Origin of the sequence: Azospira sp. I09, from assembly GCF_009177135.1 — a bacterium.
Taxonomy (GTDB): Bacteria; Pseudomonadota; Gammaproteobacteria; order Burkholderiales; family Rhodocyclaceae; genus Azospira; species Azospira oryzae.
Genome location: NZ_AP021844.1, coordinates 2,860,595 through 2,879,292, shown reverse-complemented (window position 1 = coordinate 2,879,292; position 18,698 = coordinate 2,860,595). Strand labels below are relative to the sequence as shown.

Genomic DNA, 18,698 nt, shown 5'->3' with positions numbered 1-18,698 from the left:
GGAACAGATACAGAAGAGACCATGTAAAAAATCAGGGCGTGACTGTCCCGTTTCGCCGCCTGACAGGCGGCTGCGTCCAACAGACGAGCACAAGGAGAAATGCTGAGAGGAGGCTAGCGGGGCGAGAAGGAGGCGGCGACACTGCCAAAACCGGGTATGCCCGGGCGCGTCGCCGGTGGTGCAGCTCCCGCCTGCCGAGGACCGGCAGGCGGAAAAGAACGGGCTTACTTCCTGCGGAAGATCACATCCCACACGCCATGGCCGAGACGGATGCCGCGCTGTTCGAACTTGGTCAGGGGGCGGTAGTCGGGGCGGGGGGCGAAGCCGCCGTGGCTGTTGTCCACGGTGTTTTCGAGAAGGGGTTCGGCGGAGAGGACTTCCAGCATCTGCACGGCGTATTCCTCCCAGTCGGTGGCGCAGTGCAGGTAGCCGCCGGGGGCCAGGCGGGAGGCGAGCAGGGCGATCAGCGGCGGCTGCACCAGGCGGCGCTTGTGGTGGCGCTTCTTCGGCCAGGGGTCGGGGAAGTAGATGTGGGCACCGGCCAGGGAGTTCTCGGGAATCATGTCCCGCAGCACTTCCACGGCGTCGTGCTGGATGATGCGGATGTTGCCGAGGTTGCCTTCGGCCACCAGCTTGCACAGGCTGCCAACGCCGGGGGTGTGCACTTCCACTTCGATGAAGTTGGTATCGGGACGCACGGCGGCGATCTTGGCCGAGGTCTCGCCCATGCCGAAGCCGATCTCGAACACGGTGGGGGCCTCACGGCCGAAGGTGGCGGCGAAGTCGAGGAGCTGGGGACGATGCTCGATGCCGATCTTCGGCATCATGTCGTCCAGGTAGCGCAGCTGGGCGCTGGAGACCCGGCCCTGGCGCAGGACGAAGCTGCGGATGTGGCGCTGGGCCAGGGGATTGTCCTGGTCCGCGGCGGAGTCGGCCGGGAGGTCAGCGCCGTCGATGGCGTCACGTTGCGGGTCTTGCATGGTCATCCTTCAGTGGATCATTCAGCGTCAAATGCGTGGTTCAGGGCGTGGGCCTTGCCCGGCAGGGCATCGGCCAGGCCGGGACAGGCCTCGGCGGCGCCGTAGGCGAGACGGCGGCCGACACCGCGGCGCAGCTCGTCCTGCCAGGCTTTCATCAGGGCTTCGCCGTCGGCGGGCTGGTCCGGCTGCTTGGGGTCCGGCAGGGTGGCCATGTCGGCCACCAGGCGCTGCCGGGCCTCGGCTTCGCTGGCGGCGTTGGCCTGTTCCCAGGCGGCGAGGGCGGCGTCGAGCCGTTCCACGGCCTCGGGAGCGGTCTGCTGGCGGCACTGGCTCACCAGTTCCCGGGCTTCCGTGGCCCGGCGCAGGCGCTCCACATCGCCCTTGAGCAGCCACTGGGCCTCCAGGTCGTAGCGGGGCTTGGCCAGGGCTTCGGGCAGGGTGGCGCAGGCGGCCTTCAGTTCGGGACCGTCGGTGGACAGGCCCAGGTCGCTCTTCAGCTGCAGGGCCTGGATCAGGTCCAGGCGCCGCACTTCCTCGGCCGGCGGCGTAAAGTAGTAGCGGGCCAGCTCGTATTCGGCCTGCTCGATGCGCACCCGGTTCCTGGCTTCCCAGGCGCCATAGGCTTCCCGGGCCAGTTCGCCCTCTTCCGGCAGCAGGGAACAGGCCCGGGCCAGCAGGGAAATGCCGTGGGAGAGGCCGAACAGGGTTTGCTGGGCCAGGATGCGGGGATGGCCGAAGGCATAGCCCTGGCGCTCCGGGCGGAAGCGGGGCACCGCCGGGGCAGCCGCGACGGGGGCGGCCGGAGCCGCCGGGGCGGCGGCCTCGGCAGCGGCCTTGGCTGAGTCTTCAGGAGCCGCGGCGGGCGGCGTGGGAACGGCCGACGGCGCGCTGGCGGCCGGAACCGGCAGCGGGGCCAGGGGCTGTTCCTTGAAGTCCGGCTCGCCCAGGGGCTGAGCCACGGTTTCCTCGCCGGCAGCGGCTTCCGGCAGGGCGGGCGGCGGCGCGGCGGCAGCCTCTTCCTCCGCCGGCGTCACCTTCTGCACCGGGCGTGGCTGGATCACCACGCCCCGGGGCGTGGTCCAGGGGTTGGCCGCATCCAGGCCGCCATCCTCGCTCGGGGTGAACACCCGCTGCAGCAGTTCCAGCAGGGAAGGCTGGTTGGGGTCCGGCGGCGGCATGAGAATGCTGCTGCCTTCCTCGGCCCGGGCGGCCGGCAGGGCCAGCAGCAGGGCCAGGGAGAGCACCGCGAGGCGGGGACGGAAGGCAGGGGCGGCCATGCTCAGTTCTTGCCGATGAGCCCGGTGGTGGGGGAGCTGGGGTCGGCGGAGTAGAGCTTGCGCGGCATGCGGCCGGCGAGGAAAGCCTCGCGCCCGGCCTGCACCGCCTTGTTCATGGCGCTGGCCATCAGCACCGGATTGCCGGCGTGGGCGATGGCGGTGTTCATCAGCACCCCGTCGCAGCCCAGCTCCATGGCGATGGCGGCGTCGGAGGCGGTGCCCACGCCGGCGTCCACGATCACCGGCACCTTGGCGTTGTCGATGATGAGGCGCAGGTTCCAGGGATTGAGGATGCCCATGCCGGAGCCGATGAGGGAGGCCAGGGGCATCACCGCGGCACAGCCGATCTCTTCCAGCATCTTGGCCTGGATGGGGTCGTCGGCGCAGTACACCATGACCTGGAAGCCTTCCTTGACCAGCACTTCGGCGGCCTTGAGGGTTTCCGGCATGTTGGGGAACAGGGTGGTGGGGTCGCCCAGCACTTCCAGCTTGACCAGGGCGTGGCCGTCCAGCAGCTCCCGGGCCAGGCGCAGGGTGCGCACGGCTTCGTCGGCGGTGTAGCAGCCGGCGGTGTTGGGCAGGATGGTGAACTGGCTGGGGGGCAGGGCATCCAGCAGGTTGGGCTGGTTCGGATCCTGGCCGATGTTGGTGCGGCGGATGGCCACGGTCACCATTTCGGCGCCGGAGGCATCGATGGCCTGGCGGGTCTCGGCGAAATCCTTGTACTTGCCGGTGCCGACGATGAGGCGGGAGCGGTAGGTCTTGCCAGCGATGGTCAGTTGTTCCATGGGCTCGGTTCCAGGCGGGAAGGGGTTGGGCGAAGGAGGGCGGCGGGCAGCGCCGGCGGCGCGGCCGGCTTAGCCGCCGCCGACGGCGACGACGATCTCGATGCGGTCGCCGCCGGCCAGGGCGGTCTCGCCATGCTGGCTGCGGGGCACGATGTCGCCGTTGCGCTCCACGGCGATGCGCTTGCCGGCCAGGCCCAGTTCCGCCACCAGGGCGGCCACGGTGAAGGCGGCGTCGCGATCGGGAAATTGGCGGGTTTCGCCGTTGATGTGCAGTTCCATAAGGGGGCGGATTTTACCATGGCCGGCGGCCTCCTCCGGCACCGCTATAATCGCTCCTGCCACCCCATTTGCCCGGACCTGCCCGCCATGAAAGCCCGCCGCCCCGCCCCCTTCCGCCGCTTGCCGGCCGCCCTCCTGGCCGCCCTCTCCCTGATCGCCGGCCCGGCCCTGGCCCAGGTGAGGATCGGCGTCATCGCCTCCTCCACCGGCGTCACCGCCCAGGTGGGCATTCCCCAGAAGAACAGCGTGGCCCTGCTGCCGGCAGAAATCGGCGGGCAGAAGGTGGAATACATCGTCCTCGACGACGCCTCCGACCCCACCAATGCGGTCACCGCGGTGAAGAAGCTGATCGGCGAACACAAGGTGGATGCCCTGATCGGCCCCACCACCAGCCCCGCCGCCCTGGCCATGCTCGATTTCGTCGCCGAAGCGAAAACGCCCCTGGTCACCACCGTGGGTTCCTCGGCCATCGTCCAGCCCATGGACGAGAAGAAGAAGTGGGTGTTCAAGACCACCCAGAACGACGACCTCATCGCCGAGGCGGTGATTGCCCACATGCAGGCCAGCGGCGTCAGGAGCGTGGGTTTCATCGGCTTCAACGACCCCTACGGCGAGAACTGGCACAAGGTCTTTGCCGCCCTGGCGGAGAAGGCGGGCATCCGTCTGGTAGCCAGCGAGCGCTTCGTGCGCACCGACCAGTCGGTGATCGGCCAGGCCTTGAAACTCATCAGCGCCAAACCGGACGCCATTTTCATCGCCGCCACCGGCGGCCCCGCCGTGCTGCCCCAGGCCACCCTGCTGGAGAAGGGCTACAAGGGCCGGCTCTACCAGACCCACGGCGTCGCCACCAACGACTTCATCAAGCTGGGCGGCAAGGCCGTGGAAGGCACCCTGATGGCCGGCGGTCCCCTGCTGGTGGCCGACGGCCTCAAGGACGACAACCCGATCAAGGCCGTGGCCCAGGGCTACATCCGGGCCTACGAGGGCCGCTACGGCGCTGGCACCATGTCCACCTTCGGCGCCAATACCTACGATGCGGGCCTGCTGCTGCAGAAGGCCATTCCCCTGGCCCTGAAAAAGGGCCATCCGGGCACGGCGGAGTTCCGCAGCGCCCTGCGCGACGCCCTGGAACAGTCGAAGGAAGTGGTGGGCGCCCAGGGCGTCTTCAACATGACGCCGGCCAACCATAACGGCATGGACCAGCGGGCACGGCTGATGATGACGGTACAGAACGGCCGCTGGGTACCCCTGCACTAGAGACCTGGGGTATTCCCGGGGGGCCGGGGTAAATGGGCTTATATGTGACGAAAGTCATATATTGCCTGTGTAATCAGCGCTATAAACCCAGCATCGGGCCCAGTCGGGCATCAACCAGGGTGGAAGGGATAGTCAATGGCGAAAGTGAAGACGGGCGCGGCGTTCGGCGCCTCCTTTCGCCTGCTGGGAGCGGGCAGCTATGCCCTGCTGGCGGCAGTGCTGCTGGTGGGCAGCATCCTGGCCCTGCTCCTCGGCCAACTGGAGGTGGACCGCCGCACCAGCGAGGCCCGCACCCAGGCCACCGCCGAACTGGCCGCCGTGCGAGCCCGGCTGGAAGGCCAGATCATGGCCACCTTCAGCATCACTGAAGGCATCGTGCACCTGCTGCGCCACGACGGCAGCATCTCCCCCGAGCGCTTCGCCGGCATGGCCTCCCAGGCCATCGCCGCCGTACCCCACATCCGCAACATCGCCCTGGCACCGGATGACGTCATCCGCCAGGTCTATCCCCTGGCCGGCAACGAGCGGGCCCTGGGCTTCGCCTACAGCACTCGGCCGGAGCAGTTCGCCACGGTGCGCCGTGCCCGGGAACTGGGCGGCCCCCTCCTGGCCGGCCCGGTGGATCTGGTCCAGGGCGGCCGCGCCCTGATCCACCGGCGGCCGGTGTTCATCACCGACAAGGCCGGCGGCAGCCGCTATTGGGGCGTGGCCTCCATAGTGGCCGACGTGGATCGCCTGCTCAACGTCGGCGGCATCGGCCGGGAAAGCCCCCTCAACCTGGCCCTACGCGGCAAAGACGGAGAAGGCGCCGACGGCGGCATGATCTGGGGCGACAGTGCGGTATTCGCCCAGCAACCAGTGCTGATGAACGTCAGCGTACCCGGCGGCACCTGGCAGCTGGCGGGCCTGCCCAAGGCGGGCTGGCCCAGCACCAATCTGCTGCACTCGCCCCTGTTCCTGGTGGCTCTGGCCAACACCCTGCTGCTGCTCTATTTCGTCGCCCAGCTGATGCGGCGCAACAGGCTCATTCGCGAGCGCAACGGGGTGCTCTCCCGAGAAATCGCCGAGCGCAAGGAAATCCAAGCCTCCCTGGCCCAGAGCGAGGGGCGCTTCCGCACCCTCTTCGAACATTCCCCCGACCCCACCTGGATCGTCCGCCAGGGCTGCTTCTCCGAGGCCAATGCGGCGGCCCTGGAGATGTTCGGCTTCAAGGACTTTTCCCAGTTCCGGGGCATTTCCCCCATCGACCTGTCGCCGGCCCGGCAGCCCGACGGCCAGACCTCGGCGGAGAAGGCCAAGGCCATGATGGAAATCGCCGTGGCCCGGGGCCTGCACCGCTTCGAATGGACCCACCAGCGCTGCGACGGCAGCCTGTTCCCGGCGGAAGTGACCCTCAGCGCCATGCAGCTCAACGAGTTGCCGGTGCTCCATGCCGTGGTGCGCGACATCTCCGAGCGCAAGCAGGCCGAGGCGGAACTGGAGCGGCAGCGCAGCCTGCTCGGCGCCATCGTGGACCATGCCCCCTCCCTGATCTACATGTTCGACACGGAGGGCCGCCTGCGCCTGGGCAACCGCCTCTTCGAGAAGGTCATCGGCCGCCCCCGCGCCGCCGTGGAAGGACAGCTGCGGGAGAGCTTCATCTCCCCCGCCCTGGCCGTGCAGCACCGGCACAACGACGAACTGGTGATGCAGTCCGGCCAACCCATGCGCTTCGAAGAGCAGGCCTTCGACGGCGGCGTGCAACGCACCTACCTCACCACCAAATGCCCCCTACCGGGGCCGGACGGCAGCCTGCGGGGCGTCCTCGGCATTTCCACCGATATCACGGAAATCAAGCAGACCACGGAACAGCTGCGCCTGGCCGGAGTGGTCATGGAGAACACCGCCGACGGGGTCATGATCACCGACGCCCGGGGCGTCATCCTCTCGGTGAACAAGGCCTTCACCGACATCACCGGCTACACCGCCGCCGAAGCCCTGGGCCAGCTGCCCAGCCTGCTGCGTTCGGACCGCCAGGAACCGGAGTTCTACCGCCTGATGTGGGAGACCCTGGCCAGCACAGGCATCTGGCGCGGCGAGATCTGGAACCGGCGCAAGAACGGCGCCCTCTTCCCCGAGTGGCTGACCATCAATGCCGTGCTCGACCAGGAGGGCAAGCCGGTCAATTACGTCGGCGTCTTCTCCGACATTTCCGCCATCAAGCATTCCCAGGACGAACTGGAGCGGCTGGCCCATTTCGACCCCCTCACCGGCCTGCCCAACCGCACCCTCTTCCACGACCGCCTGCAGCACGCCCTGGAGCGGGCCCAGCGCTACGGCCAGGAGCTGGCGGTGCTGCTGCTGGACCTGGACGGCTTCAAGACGGTGAACGACAGCCTGGGCCACCCCACCGGCGACCTGCTGCTGCAGCAGGCGGCCCACCGCTTCAAGGAATGCGTGCGGGTGGAGGACACGGTGTCCCGCCTGGGAGGCGACGAGTTCGCCATCATCCTCAACAACCTGGCCCAGGGCACCGACGCCATCAGTGTGGTGAAGAAGCTGCTGCAGGCCCTGCAGGAACCCTTCGACCTGGACGGTACCGCCGCCCTGGTCACCACCAGCATCGGCATCGCCATCGCCCCCCTCGACGGCGACACGCCGGAAGCCCTGGTGCGCAATGCCGACACCGCCATGTACGGGGCCAAGGAAGGGGGCCGCAACAGCTACCGCTTCTACCAGGCCGACATGACCCGCCGCGCCCAGGAACGGCTGACCCAGGAACGCTCCCTGCGCCGGGCCCTGGAAGAGGGCGAGTTCGAAGTCTGGTACCAGCCCAAGCTGGAACTGGCCGACGGCAGCCTGTGCGGCGCCGAGGCCCTGCTGCGCTGGCGCGACCCGGCCCGGGGCCTGGTGTCGCCGGCCGAGTTCATCCCCCTGGCCGAACGCACCGGACTGATCGTGCCCATCGGCGAACTGGTGCTCGACCAGGTCTGCCGCCAGGCCCGCCAGTGGGCGGACCGGGGCCTGCTGGCCGGGCGCATCGCCGTCAATGTGGCGGCCCTGCAGATCGAGCGCAGCGACTATGCGGCGACCCTGCGCCAGGCCCTGGAAAAGCACGGTCTGCCGGCCACGGCCCTGGAGGTGGAAGTGACCGAAAGCCTGATCATGGAAAGCCCCAACCATGCCCGGCAGGTGCTGTGCGACATCCAGACCCTGGGGGTGACCACGGCGGTGGACGACTTCGGCACCGGTTATTCCTCCCTGGCCTATCTCAAGGTGCTGCCCATCAACCACCTGAAGATCGACCGGGCCTTCGTCGCCGACCTGCCCCACAACGCCAACGACGTGGCCATCGCCCGCGCCATCATCGCCCTCGGCCACTCCCTGGGATTCCATATCACCGCCGAAGGCATCGAGACCCAGGAGCAGCTGGAATTCCTGCGCGGCGCCGGCTGCGACCAGGGTCAGGGCTACCTCTTCGGCCGGCCCATGCCGGCGGCGGACTTCACCGCCTGGATGCTGCAACGCCGCGCATGAAGGGGATCAGCGCACCAGGACGAAGCGCCCCTGCTGGATCTCGGTGAAAAAGGCCTGCCGCGTGGTATCGCCGAAGGCGTCGAAACTGATCTGCTGCTGCAGGCCCTGGTAGGGGCCGTACTTGAGCACCGCCGCCTTGACGCTGTCGCCCCGCTGGCGCCGGCTGAGGGCGGTGAACAGCACCGTCGCCGCATCGTAGGCCGCCACCGCGCTGTAGCCCGGCAGGCGCTGGAAGCGCTGGGCAAAGGCGTCGCGGAAGGCCACGTAACGGGGGGATTCGTCATAGCGGTTGTAGTTCTGCAGGATCAGCAGCCCTTCCACCAGGGAGCCCCCCAGTTCGGTCAGCTGCTCCGACGCCGCCCATTCCGAGGCGGCAATGGGCAGCCGGGGCGCCTGCCGGCGCGACTGCTGGGCCAGGCGGGCCACATCGATGGCGCCGGCGATGTAGAGCAGGCCGTCCGGGTCGTTCCTGAGCAGGCGCCGCACCACCTGGGCGAAATCCGTGTCGGGCTGGGAGTCGTAGGCCGCTTCGGCGACGATGGCGCCGCCACCGCTAGTGAAGGCGCGGCGGAACTCCTCCAGCCAGGATTCGGAAAAGACCCGGTTGCGGGTGTCGTAGGCCACGGCGACGCGGCGCTGGCCCCGCTGGTAAAGCATGCGGGCGTAGTCGCCGGCATTGTCCCGGGTGCTGCGGTTGATGCGCACCAGGTTGTCGTCCTTGGCGTAAAAAGCCATGGCGCTGAGGGTCGGGCTGATCAGCAGGGTGTCGCTGCGGGCCAGCACCGGCACGGCCGCCGCCGCCATGGCCGAGGTGAAGGGGCCGATCACCGCCTCCACCCGCGCCTGGCCCAGCTCCGCCGCCGCCCGGGCAGCGGTCTCGGCCTTCTGGGCATCGTCCCGGGCGATCAGCTCGATGGGGCGGCCCTGGATGCCGCCCTCCCGGTTCCACTGCTCGACCGCCAGGATGACGCCGTTGCGCCCGGCATCCCCCACATCCGTGTTGCGGTCGGAAAGACCACCGAGAAAGCCGATGCGCACCGGCTCCGGTTCGCCGCAAGCGGCCAGCAGCAGGGTAGCGAGGAGGATCAGGGCAGCCAGGGGCTTGCGCATGGGAAAGCTCCGCTTTGGTGGTTGGGACCATGCACTAATTCCACCCATGGTCGCCGAAAGATTCTGATAATACTAAGATAATAGACGGCAGATCATTCACCTAACCCCGGCGGCCGCCCGGCCGTCGCCCCGGTGCCCAACATGGCCTTGCACCCACACATCCTTTCCCGCTGGCAGCGGGCCTGGCGCCGCTCCCTGCACATCCGCCTGGTGGTGCTGGGCCTGGTGCCCATGCTCGTCACCCTGCCGGTGATCATGGCCGTGCTGGTGGCGGGTGGCCAGCGTTTCGACGAACTGCTGGAGGCCAATGCCCACGCCCATCTGATCAGCACCCGCAACTATCTGGAGCAGATCCGCAACCGCTCCGGCCAGCAGGTGCTGCAGCAGGCCCTCTCCGAACGCCTGCCCCAGTTGCTAAAGGCCCACCGCGGCAACGACCCGACCCTGGGCAAGGTGCTCGACGTGTGGGCCGAATCGGCGGGCCTGGACTATCTCATCGTCGCCACCGAGGACGGCCAGATCATCGCCGCCAGCACCGACGCCGTGCCCGGCACCCGCCTGCCCCGCTCCTTTGTCGTGCGCCAGGTGCTGACCGGACTGCCGGTATCGGCCTACGAGCGCTTCGATGCGGAACAGCTGGCCCGCCTCGGCTCCCGCTTTCCCGCCCGGGCCCGGGTCGAGGTGGCGGGGGCGCCGAAGGGCGAGGCGGAGACCCGGGGCCTGCTCATCAACGCCGCCGCCCACCTGCCCCTCAGCGGCGATTACGGAGATGCCATCCTCTTCGGCGGCATCCTGCTCAACAACAACCTGGCCCTGATCGACAACATCCGGGAGGTGGTTTTCCCGGTGGGCACCCTGCCGGGCGGCGACAGCGGCACCGCCACCCTGTTCCTCGACGACATCCGCGTCGCCACCAACGTGCAGCTGGCCAACGGCCAGCGGGCCCTGGGCACCCGGGCCAGTACCGAGGTCAATCAGGCGGTGCTGGAAGAAGGCAGCACCTGGGTGCGGCGGGCCCGGGTGGTGGACAGCTGGCAGATCGCCGGCTACCAGGCCCTGCTCGACGGCGAGGGGCGGCGCATCGGCATGATTTACTCCGGCTTTCCGGAAACCTACTACCAGAACGAGAAGCACCTGCTCCTGGGCGGCATTTCGCTGGTGCTGGGCCTGAGCATGTTGCTGCTCACCTATGTCTTCCTGAAGAAATCCCGCCGCCTCACCGACCGCCTGCAGCGCATCCGCGACGCCATGACCGACTTCGGCCAGGGCCACACCCTGGCCCGGGTCGGGCGCATGGAGGAAGAGGACGAGATCGGCCAGCTGGCCGGCCATTTCGACGCCCTGCTCGATGCCCTGGATGCCAAGGAGAAGGCCCGGGCCCATACCGAATGGGTGCTGCGCAAACGCATGCAGGAACTGGCCTGCCTCTACGAAATATCCCGGGTCACGGAAGACCCGGCCCTGGGCCTGGGGGAAATCCTGGAACGGGTGGTGGGCCTCATTCCGCCGGGCTGGCGCTGGCCCCGGCAGACCTTCGCCTGCATCGAGTTCGGCGGTGTCCGTTACGCCACCCCGGGCCACCCGGCCGCAACCGGCGGCCACCGGGTCACCTTCCGCACCCCGGGAGGCGACCAGGGCACCCTGACGGTGCTGTGCCAGCCCGACGGCGAGCACGACACGGCCCTGCTGCCGGAGGAGCGGACCCTGCAGGAAAGCATCGCCCAGCGCCTCGGTGACGCCATCGGCCGCCTGCAGACCCGCAGCGCCCTGCGCGAGCGGGAGGACATCTTCAGTGCCATCGCCGCCCAGGCGCCGGAGAGCATCTGCCTGATCGACGCCGAGAGCGGCCGCTTCATCGAATTCAACGACATGACCTGCGCCAGCCTGGGCTACACCCGGGAGGAACTGGCCGGCCTCTCCATCGCCGACCTGGAGGCGGAGATGGACCCGCAGCAGGTCCGCCAGGCCCTGGCCGCCGTCATCCGGGACGGCCAGCACAGCACGGAAACCCGCCTGCGGCGCAAGGACGGCCAGGTGCGGGACTTCTGGGTCAGCAACCGGCGGGTGGAAATGGACGGGCGCCTCGGCTGTGCCTCCGTCTGGCGCGACATCACCGAACGCAAGGAGCAGGCCCGGGCCATGGCCAGCGAAGTTTCCATGCGCCGGGCCCTGTTCGAGCACAGCCGCGACGGCCTGGTGCTGCTCACCGAGGACGGCGCCGTGGCCGAGGCCAATCCGGCCATGGCGGCCATGCTCGGCTACACGCCGGAGGAAATGGAACGGCTCCACGTGTGGGACTGGGACGCCGCGATTCCCCGGGAACAGATCACCGCCATGCTGCGGGCCCTGAGCAAGGGCGGCGAGTTCTTCCAGACCGTGCACCGCCACAAGGACGGCCGCACCTTCAACGTGGAAGTGAGCGCCAGCCGTGTCGAGTGGGAAGGCCAGGCCTACGTGCTGTGCCTGCACCGGGACATCACCTTCCGCCTGCGCCTGGAACAGGAACTGGAACAGCACCGCCACCACCTGGAGGAGCTGGTGCACGCCCGCACCATGGAGCTGGCCGAAGCCCGGGACGAGGCGGAGAGCGCCAGCCGGGCCAAGAGCGCCTTTCTGGCCAACATGAGCCACGAGATCCGCACCCCCATGAACGCCATCCTCGGCCTCTCCCACCTGCTGGGGCGGGAGGTGGGCGACGCCCGGGCCCGGGAGCGGGTGGACAAGATCCACGGTGCCGCCACCCATCTGCTCAACATCATCAACGACATCCTGGACCTGTCCAAGATCGAGGCCGAGAAGCTGCGTCTGGACGTGCAGGACTTCCCCCTGGCGCGCCTCTTCGACAATGCGGAAAACCTGCTGCGGCCCCAGCTGGAAGCCAAGGGCCTGCGCCTGGAGCGGCACCTCGACCCGGCCCTGCCCCCCGTCCTGCGGGGCGACGCCATGCGCCTGCAGCAGATCCTGGTGAACTTCCTCAGCAATGCGGTGAAGTTCTCCGACCAGGGTCACATCACCCTGGGCGCCCGCCTGCTCAGCCGCAGCCAGAGCCAGGTGGAGCTGCGCCTGGAGGTGGCGGACCAGGGCATCGGCATCGCCCCTGAGCAGCAGGCCGCCCTGTTCCAGGCCTTCGAGCAGGCCGACAACTCCACCACCCGCAAGTACGGCGGCACGGGCCTGGGCCTGGCCATCAGCAAGCGCCTCATCCGGCTCATGGGCGGCGACATCGGGGTGGACAGCAAGCCGGGCCAGGGCAGCGTCTTCTGGATCAGCCTGCGCCTGGAGGTGGCGGACACCGCGGCCAGCACCACCGCCGCAACTGCGGAGCAGGAACTGCCGGCCCGCCTGCGCGCCCGCCACGGTGGCTGCCGCATCCTTCTGGCGGAAGACAACGCCCTCAACCAGGAGGTGGCCCAGGACCTGCTGCACGATGCCGGCCTGGCCGTCAGCGTGGCCGAGGACGGGCACCAGGCGGTGAGCCTGGCCCAGTCCGGCGGCTTCGACCTGGTGCTGATGGATGTGAACATGCCCCACCTGGACGGCCTGCAGGCCACCCGGGCCATCCGGGAGCTGCCCGGCTGCGCCGACCTGCCCATCCTGGCCATGACTGCCGGCGCCTTTGCCGAAGACCGGGCGCGTTGCCTGGAAGCCGGCATGAACGACTTCGTGGCCAAGCCGGTGGTCCCCGAGGTGCTCTACCAGGCCCTGCTGCGCTGGCTGCCGGCCCGCACCCCGGCGGCGGAGCCGACGCCCGGCAACGGCGCCAACGGGGAGCAGGCCCAGCTGCTCAACCGGCTGCACACGCTGCTGGCCGGCGACGACATGCAGGCCAGCCTGCTCTGGCAGCAGTCCGCACACCTGCTGCTGCCCCTGCTCGGCGCCTGGGGCCCCCAGATCGACCAGGCCATCGAGTACTTCGATTTCGACCGGGCCCTGAGCCTGCTCGAGGCGGCCACCCGGGAGGCGGTCCAGCCGGCCGGCGCAGGCTAGGCGGCCCCGGCGCCAAAACATGTAAAGGAAGTTGTCGCAACGCCCCGAAACGGCCCGGATGATCTAAGATTCTGCCTTCGGCAACCGTTTCAGCAACCGTCTTTCCCGGCACCAGAACCCCATGCGTTTTTCTTTCCGCCCCCTTGTCTTACTCACCCTGAGCGGATTGCTGCTGGCGGGCTGCGCCTCCCGCCCCACGCCGGCCTACAAGCACGAGTCCTTCGACAGCAATTCCCCCTTCGAATACTGGAGTACTCGGGTTCCCGCCAACGCCTGCGAACTGGGACGCCGGGCCCTGCTCAGCCAGGGCTACCAGGTGGAGGAGACCAAGCCGGAAAGCATCCACGGCGAGAAGCTGTTCCAGCCCGAGGCCGATTACGGCATGCGACTTTCCATCAGCCTGGTATGCCTGCCCAGCAACGTCGGCACCGTCATCTACGCCAATGCCCGCCAGACCCGCTTTGCCCTCAAGGCCGGCGGCAACAGCGCCGGCCTCAGCGTTGCCGGCATCGGCTCCATCTCCCTGCCCTGGACGGCGGACAAGGATTCTCTGGTCAAGGTGGGCGAGGAAACCATCGCCGACCCAGACTTCTACAAGCGCCTCTTCGCCCTCATCGACAGCCTGGACGGCGGCGGCAACAACAACTGAACGCACCGCGCCAAAAACAAAGGCCAGCCTCCCGGGCTGGCCTTTTTGCTTTGCGGCAGCGCCTCAGGCCGGCTGGGCCGCGGGCTGCACCGGCTTTTCCCGGATCGGCAGGTTCACCAGGGCGGCGGCCGCGGCCAGGGCGATGTCGGCGTACCACATCCAGCCGTAGTCGCCGAAGCGGGTCAGGGTCAGCCCCCCCAGGTAGGCGCCGAGAAAGCCGCCGATCTGGTGCGAGAGCAGGGTCAGGCCGAACAAGGTACCCAGGTAGCGCACGCCGAAAAGCTTGCCGACGATGGCCGCCGTCGGCGGCACCGTGGCCAGCCAGGTGAAGCCGAGGCCGGCGGCGAACAGGTAGTAGGTCCATTCCGTGCGCGGCATCATCAGGTACCAGATGATGAGCAGGGCGCGGGAGGCGTACATGGCCGCCAGGATGTACTTGCTGCGGTAGCGGGCCACACAGGAGCCGGCATAGAGACTGCCGAAGATGTTGGCCAGGCCGATGATGGCCAGGGACCAGCTGGCCACCGAGGGCGGCAGTCCGCACAGGTTCACCTCGCCGGGCAGGTGGGTGACGAGGAAGGCGATGTGGAAGCCGCAGGTGAAAAAGCCGGCATGCAGCAGCAGGTAGCTGCGGTCGCCCATGGCCTCCTTCACCGCCTGGCCAAGACCGCCGCCAGTGGCCGCTGTTGGGGCATGGGCCGCTGGAACGCCCGCCAGACGTCCCACCAGGGGCAGGGCCGCCAGGGTGGCAATGGCCATGGCCCACAGGGCGCCCATCCAGCCGACGCTCTGGATCAGGCGCTGCAGGATGGGGGCGAAAACGAACTGGCCGAAAGAGCCGCCGGCGTTGATGACCCCGGAGGCGGCGCCCCGGGCCTCCACCGGCAGGCGCTGGGCGGCGGCGCCGATGAGCACGGAAAAGCTGCCGGCGCCGGCCCCCATGGCCGACAGCAGGCCGATGGAAAAAATCAGGCCCAGGCCCGAATCCATGAAGGGCGTCAGGGCAGTGCCGAGGCACAGCACCAGCAGGCCGCCGATGAGCACCGCCCGGGCGCCGTAGCGGTCGGCCACGGCCCCTGCCACGGGCTGGATGGCGCCCCAGGTGAACTGGCCCACGGCCATGGCCAGGCTGATGCTGGCGATGCCCAGGCCGGTGTGGGTATTGAGGGGTGCGACGAAGAGGCCGAGGGACTGCCGGGCACCCATGGTCACCATGAGAATGCCGGCCGCCGCCAGGGTGGTCACCAGCACTTCCGGCCGGCTCAGGGTACGAAACATGGTAATCCTTCCCGGCCCGTACGGACCAAATCAATCGGATTCCACTCTAGTCAGCAAATCGGCGACGAAACAGCCCATAATCCCCGCATCAACGTCAACGGATCATTGACACCATGGCCTGGCTTCCCAGTTGGCACAGTTTCCTCAAGGTCGTCGAAAGCGGCAGCATGGCCGCCGCCGCCCGGCAGCTGGACTGCACCCGGGCCCAGGTCAGCAAGCAGATCGGCGACCTGGAACGATCCCTCGGCCAGCGCCTGTTCGAGCGAGCCACCCGCCGCCTCAGCCTGACCCCCGCCGGCGAAGTATTCCTCCAGCACGCCCGCCGCGCCCTGGAAGCGGTGGACAGCGCCGAACTGGCCCTGCGCCACCTGGGCGAAACGCCCCAGGGCGTGCTGCGCATCAGCGCCACCCTGGCCTTCGGCCGCCGCTACATCGCCCCCCTGCTGCCGTCCATGGTCGAGAAATACCCGGGCCTGGAATGTGAGCTGGTACTCACCGACCAGCTGGTGGACCTGGTGGCCGACCGCATCGACCTGGCCCTGCGCCTGACCAAGGCCCCGCCCGAAGACGCCGTGGCCCGCCCCCTGCTGCAACTGGAACGCCACCTCTGCGCCGCCCCCGCCTACCTGGCCGCCCACGGCACGCCCCAGACGCCCCAGGACCTGCCCCTGCACCGCTGCTTCAGCTACCTGTTCACCGACGACGGCCACTGGCGCCTGACCGACCGGGAAGGAGCCGAAATCCGGGTGCCCATCCACAGCCCCCTGCGCTACAACAATCTGGAATGCCTGGAAGACGCCATCCTCGCCGGCCAGGGCATCGGCATCCTGCCCGACTTCCTGTGCGCCCCGGCCCTGGCCGACGGCCGCCTGATCCGGGTGCTGCCCGACCACGACCCCCAGGTCCGCTTCGGCCGCCACCTCTACGCCTGCTACACCCCCAGCCGCATCCGCCTGCCCAAGGTCAAGGTCTTCCTGGCCGAACTGGAAGCAGCCCTGACGCCGGCGCCGCCGTGGCGGCAGGAGCGGAAATGAAAAAGGCCAGTCGCGGAGGACTGGCCTTTTGAGTATCCGGTGGAGCGGGTGAAGGGAACATCATCGTGTTCCCAACTCGTTGATTGATAACGAGTTTTCCGCACTCGGCGAACCGAGATGGACATAATTATGGACTGAAAAACCACGCTTGGTCAACGCGCGCTCCGAGCAAGTCCAGTGCGAGCCATGGACAGCCAGCAGTAGCCAATGTACCCGAGCGCTCAACGTCACGAGGCCGGTTCATCTCCCTTTGGCAGGAACTCCTCGCGGGCGCGCTGCAGAAACCGCTTCATGGGCTCAGAGGGTTCGGCGCTGCGGCGCAGCAGGTAGGTGGACAGCATGGGCGGCGTGCCGGCCAAGGGGCGAACGGTTATGTCGGGGCGGTTCAGGGTCTGCACCTGCGAGGCAATGGCGAAACCTAGGCCATAACCGGCACCGACCAGAGTCAGCATCACGCCTAGGCTCGTCACCTGATCTACCAGCTTGAGCGGCTTGGACGCACCTTGAAGCACCGCCTGGATCTGGTGGTGGCAGCCCGATCCCGCGTCCGGATGGCACAGTACCAACGGAAACTTCAAGGCTTCATCCAATGGCACTTCCGCGTGCGCCAACAAGGGGTGGCGCACGGGCACGATCACCGACAGAGGATCGGTCCACACGGGCTCGGCGACAAGGCCTTCGCTCACCGCGTCCGACAGCGCAAAGCCGATGTCCAGCAGATCGTTGTGCAGGCCCTTGAGCTGCTGCGCGAAAGGCAGCTCGAAGACGCGAATCTCCAGTTCGGGCTCTTCCTCGCGGCTGCGCGCCAGCAAGGTGGCAATGTGGGGCTGCGCCAAGCTGTCGCAGATGGCGATGCGCAGATAACCCTGATAGCCCTGCGCCGCCGCCTTTGCGGCACTCACCGCCTGCTCCACGGTGGCCAGCACACGCCGGCACTCACCGAGGAACACTTGACCGGCCCAGGTCAGTCGCGTCTGGTGCGCGCTGCGGTCGAACAACTGCACGCCGAGCGTGGCTTCGAGATTGCGCATTGCGCGCGACACAGGCGATTGTTCTACGCCAAGGCGCTCGGCCGCTCGCGCGAAATGCAGTTCTTCCGCGACCGCAACGAAATAGCGCAGTAGTCTGAGTTCCAATGCGGCCTCCTGTTTGCCTCGTTCCTGGCCTGCGTCCACCTCAAGCGGATTGCGCCTCGCTTTCTCCTTCGATGATTGGCAAGAGGTTCCGGCGTTGCATGCTTGCCTATTCGGATAGGCAGATCGCATCCGAAAATTACGGAGGTTGAGGCGGAACGCTACCTGGCCGAAGACCTGAGAACCTCAATCACCGCGACGCTGCACTACCGCCTGATCCACAGGTTCAGTTCAATCAATTCCCGGGTTGCAGCTCCACACGCACCTCGCGCGATTTGCCGGCCCGTTCCACTGACAAGACCACCACATCGCCGACCTTCCTGTCGTCTAGCCGCGCGAGCAGCTTGGCCACATCGTCCGTCGCCTTGCCATCAACATCGATGATGCGGTCGCCCGGCACGATGCCTTGCGGCGTGACTTCGACACCCGCGAGGCCGGCCTTGTGCGCTGCCGAACCAGGGGTAACACGCAACACGAACACGCCCTTGCTTCCGGTCAGTGCAAGCAGGTGCTGATTGAGCTGTTCGTCCACCTCAATGCCCAGCGCCGGACGGATGTACTTACCGGTCTTGATGAGTTGCGGGACTACGCGCATGACGGTGTCCACCGGCACGGCGAAGCCGATCCCAGCCGATGCACCGGAAGGGCTGTAGATCGCTGTGTTGATGCCGATCAGGCGGCCGGCCGAATCGAGCAACGGCCCACCCGAGTTGCCGGGGTTGATAGCGGCATCGGTTTGAATCAGGTGTTCGATGGTCACTCCGCCAGATTCCCCGGGCAGCGATCGATCGAGCGCGGACACGATGCCGTTGGTGAGTGTCCAATCCAGGCCGAAGGGGTTGCCGATGGCGAACACCTTTTGTCCCACCTTGAGGTCTGCGCTGGTGCCGACCGGAACGGCGGGCGGGCGCTGGAAACCGACGCCGATTTTGAGCACCGCGATATCGTGGGCCGGACTCACGCCGACCAGCGCGGCTTGGTAATCGCGGCCGTCGGCCAGTTTGACAGTGGCCTCCGACGCCCCCTGAATCACATGAAAGTTGGTAACGACATGACCGGCGTCATCCCAGATGAAACCCGAACCCGTCCCGCGCGGCACGGAAAAGACGTTGCGCGTCCAGACATCTCGTACCAGTTGGGACGTCGTGATGTAGACCACCGATGCCCGGGATTTCTCGAACAGTTCGATGGTGGCCTTTTCATCAGCGGCCAGATCGCCACGCGGCGTGACGGTGCGCTCAGCGGCTTGGCGCGGGCTGAACCAGGCCTCGATGGCGGGCAGGAACTGCCAGAACAGCATGAGTGCGGCAACGCACGCAGTGATGAAGAGCCACCGCCGGACGAAATGATCCGGAGCTGGGCGTTGTGGGTAAGGATCGTGGTAAGCCATGGCGGGGGTTCCTTTCGAGT

At 67.9% G+C, this 18,698-nt stretch carries 13 protein-coding genes; 5 read left to right on the top strand and 8 right to left on the bottom strand.

The features are described 5' to 3' along the window. Window positions 1-224: 224 nt before the first annotated feature. The 4 genes from trmB to thiS all read right to left on the bottom strand — a co-directional run bounded on the left by trmB (window position 225) and on the right by thiS (window position 3,324). Window positions 225-980 carry a tRNA (guanosine(46)-N7)-methyltransferase TrmB gene (trmB, locus tag AZSP09_RS13410; RefSeq protein WP_232058795.1) on the bottom strand — a complete coding sequence of 252 codons (756 nt, stop codon included), beginning with the start codon at window positions 978-980 and terminating at the stop codon, window positions 225-227. A 17-nt stretch (window positions 981-997) separates the two neighbouring features. Further along, entirely contained in the window at window positions 998-2,257 is a 1,260-nt protein-coding gene (locus AZSP09_RS13405; protein ID WP_152090317.1) for a hypothetical protein, read from the bottom strand. Window positions 2,258-2,259: 2 nt separating this feature from the next. Beyond that, window positions 2,260-3,045, bottom strand: coding sequence for a thiazole synthase (locus tag AZSP09_RS13400; protein ID WP_014236119.1), 786 nt, complete (start codon window positions 3,043-3,045; stop codon window positions 2,260-2,262). Between the two features lie 69 nt (window positions 3,046-3,114). Continuing rightward, window positions 3,115-3,324, bottom strand: a complete 210-nt coding sequence (gene thiS / locus AZSP09_RS13395) for a sulfur carrier protein ThiS (protein WP_014236118.1) — start codon at window positions 3,322-3,324, stop codon at window positions 3,115-3,117. An 87-nt stretch (window positions 3,325-3,411) separates the two neighbouring features. Here thiS and AZSP09_RS13390 point away from each other — a divergent pair, with 87 nt between their 5' ends. After that, a complete protein-coding gene (locus AZSP09_RS13390) occupies window positions 3,412-4,581 on the top strand; it encodes an ABC transporter substrate-binding protein (protein WP_172974765.1) in 1,170 nt (389 codons plus the stop codon). A 135-nt stretch (window positions 4,582-4,716) separates the two neighbouring features. Continuing rightward, a complete protein-coding gene (locus AZSP09_RS13385; RefSeq protein ID WP_152090315.1) occupies window positions 4,717-8,097 on the top strand; it encodes a bifunctional diguanylate cyclase/phosphodiesterase in 3,381 nt (1,126 codons plus the stop codon). A gap of 6 nt (window positions 8,098-8,103) precedes the next feature. Here the strand turns inward: AZSP09_RS13385 and AZSP09_RS13380 are convergent, their stop codons facing one another. Continuing rightward, window positions 8,104-9,207: an ABC transporter substrate-binding protein gene (locus AZSP09_RS13380; RefSeq protein ID WP_152090314.1), complete on the bottom strand. Its 1,104-nt coding sequence runs from the start codon at window positions 9,205-9,207 to the stop codon at window positions 8,104-8,106. Window positions 9,208-9,348: 141 nt separating this feature from the next. On the opposite strand from AZSP09_RS13380, the gene AZSP09_RS13375 reads away from it, so the two are divergent. Together AZSP09_RS13375 and AZSP09_RS13370 are read left to right on the top strand one after the other, a co-directional pair. After that, complete coding sequence (locus tag AZSP09_RS13375; RefSeq protein WP_152090313.1) at window positions 9,349-13,194, top strand: PAS domain S-box protein; 3,846 nt, start codon at window positions 9,349-9,351, stop codon at window positions 13,192-13,194. Between the two features lie 121 nt (window positions 13,195-13,315). Further along, window positions 13,316-13,843 (top strand): DUF2242 domain-containing protein, encoded by a 528-nt coding sequence (locus AZSP09_RS13370; RefSeq protein ID WP_152090312.1) that lies wholly within the window; start codon window positions 13,316-13,318, stop codon window positions 13,841-13,843. Window positions 13,844-13,906: 63 nt separating this feature from the next. On the opposite strand, the gene AZSP09_RS13365 is transcribed toward AZSP09_RS13370, so the two are convergent. Next, complete coding sequence (locus AZSP09_RS13365) at window positions 13,907-15,121, bottom strand: MFS transporter (protein WP_152090311.1); 1,215 nt, start codon at window positions 15,119-15,121, stop codon at window positions 13,907-13,909. Between the two features lie 113 nt (window positions 15,122-15,234). Between AZSP09_RS13365 and AZSP09_RS13360 the strand changes: the two genes are divergently transcribed. Next, window positions 15,235-16,155, top strand: a complete 921-nt coding sequence (locus AZSP09_RS13360; protein ID WP_152090310.1) for a LysR family transcriptional regulator — start codon at window positions 15,235-15,237, stop codon at window positions 16,153-16,155. A 227-nt stretch (window positions 16,156-16,382) separates the two neighbouring features. Here the strand turns inward: AZSP09_RS13360 and AZSP09_RS13355 are convergent, their stop codons facing one another. Continuing rightward, window positions 16,383-17,291, bottom strand: a complete 909-nt coding sequence (locus AZSP09_RS13355; RefSeq protein WP_003141085.1) for a LysR family transcriptional regulator — start codon at window positions 17,289-17,291, stop codon at window positions 16,383-16,385. 232 nt (window positions 17,292-17,523) lie between these two features. Then, window positions 17,524-18,678, bottom strand: coding sequence for a S1C family serine protease (locus tag AZSP09_RS13350; protein ID WP_094868207.1), 1,155 nt, complete (start codon window positions 18,676-18,678; stop codon window positions 17,524-17,526). Between the last annotated feature and the right edge of the window lie 20 nt (window positions 18,679-18,698).